The sequence below is a fragment of the Streptomyces sp. NPDC006385 genome (assembly GCF_040612485.1).
Taxonomy (GTDB): Bacteria; Actinomycetota; Actinomycetes; order Streptomycetales; family Streptomycetaceae; genus Streptomyces.
The window spans coordinates 1-1,053 of sequence record NZ_JBEXQG010000185.1 but is presented as its reverse complement, the minus strand read 5'-3'; the positions used below and the strand labels follow the sequence as shown (position 1 = coordinate 1,053).

Genomic DNA, 1,053 nt, shown 5'->3' with positions numbered 1-1,053 from the left:
CAGGGCCGCCGGGTACGGCTGCGGGCCGGCGCCTGGCAGCGGAGCCTGCCGCTGGGTGATCTGCTCGCCGGGATCCTGCTGGTCGGCATGGGCGTGCTGACCGCCGTGCTGGGCCTCACCGGCCCGTCGATGCCGAACTCCGGCTGGCGGGTCACCTTCGCCGCCGACCTGCAGCACGCCGCGTCGCAGGCCACCCACGCGCTGGCCTGGCTGCCCGGCTGGGTCTTCGCCGTCGTTGCCGCGGCGGCGCTGGCCTGGCTGATCCGGCGCGCCGTCCGCTCCCGCACCGACCACGCCCACGAGGACACCGCGACCGCACCCCCGGTGGCCGAGGACGACACGTGCTGCGCGGAGCACCCCACCGAACCCGCGGTCTCCGTCACCGCCGACCGGCTGACCACCACCGCACCCGCCGACCGCACCACGACGATGGAGAAGAACGCCCATGGGCGCTAACGCCAAGCCCGGCGCCAAGTCCGCTGCCAAGCCCCCCAACAAGGCCCAGCGCCGCGCGACGCGAATGCTCGCCGAACGCGCGCGAGAGCGGCAGCTCAAGCAGCGCCGAAGGCTGCGCAACGGCGCGATCGTCGCCGTGATCCTCATCGCCGTCATCGGCGGCCTGTACGCGGTGTTCCACAAGTCCGAGCAGTCCTCCGCCTCCGGCTACGAGGTCGGCAGCCCCGGTCCGGGCCAGACTGCTCCGGGCTTCTCCCTGGCCTCCAGCAGCGGCGGTACGACCAGCCTGGCCGACGCGCGCGGCAAGACCGTACTGCTGTACTTCCAGGAGGGCCTGACCTGTCAGCCGTGCTGGGACCAGATCCGCGACCTGGAGAAGTCCTCCGCCAAGGTCAAGGCCGCGGGCATCGACGAGATCATCTCGATCACCACCGACCCGGCCGACCTCATCGCCCGCAAGGTCAAGGACGACAAGCTGACCACACCGGTGCTGTCCGACCCGGACCTGAAGGTCTCCAAGGCGTACGAGGCCAACCAGTACGGGATGATGGGCGACTCCCGCGACGGCCACAGCTTCGTCCTCGTCGGCCCCGACGG

3 protein-coding genes are annotated in these 1,053 nt (G+C 72.0%); 2 read left to right on the top strand and 1 reads right to left on the bottom strand.

Annotation, left to right across the window (positions count from 1 at the left end):
- Window positions 1–341 (bottom strand): hypothetical protein (locus ABZ078_RS44450; protein ID WP_356584414.1); only part of this gene is annotated, 341 nt, incomplete at its 3' end.
- Here ABZ078_RS44450 and ABZ078_RS44445 point away from each other — a divergent pair.
- Window positions 325–456 (top strand): hypothetical protein, encoded by a 132-nt coding sequence (locus ABZ078_RS44445; RefSeq protein ID WP_356584412.1) that lies wholly within the window; start codon window positions 325–327, stop codon window positions 454–456. The genes ABZ078_RS44450 and ABZ078_RS44445 overlap by 17 nt on opposite strands.
- A partial coding sequence (locus tag ABZ078_RS44440; protein WP_356584410.1) for a peroxiredoxin family protein occupies window positions 446–1,053 on the top strand: 608 nt, incomplete at its 3' end. The genes ABZ078_RS44445 and ABZ078_RS44440, both read left to right, overlap by 11 nt.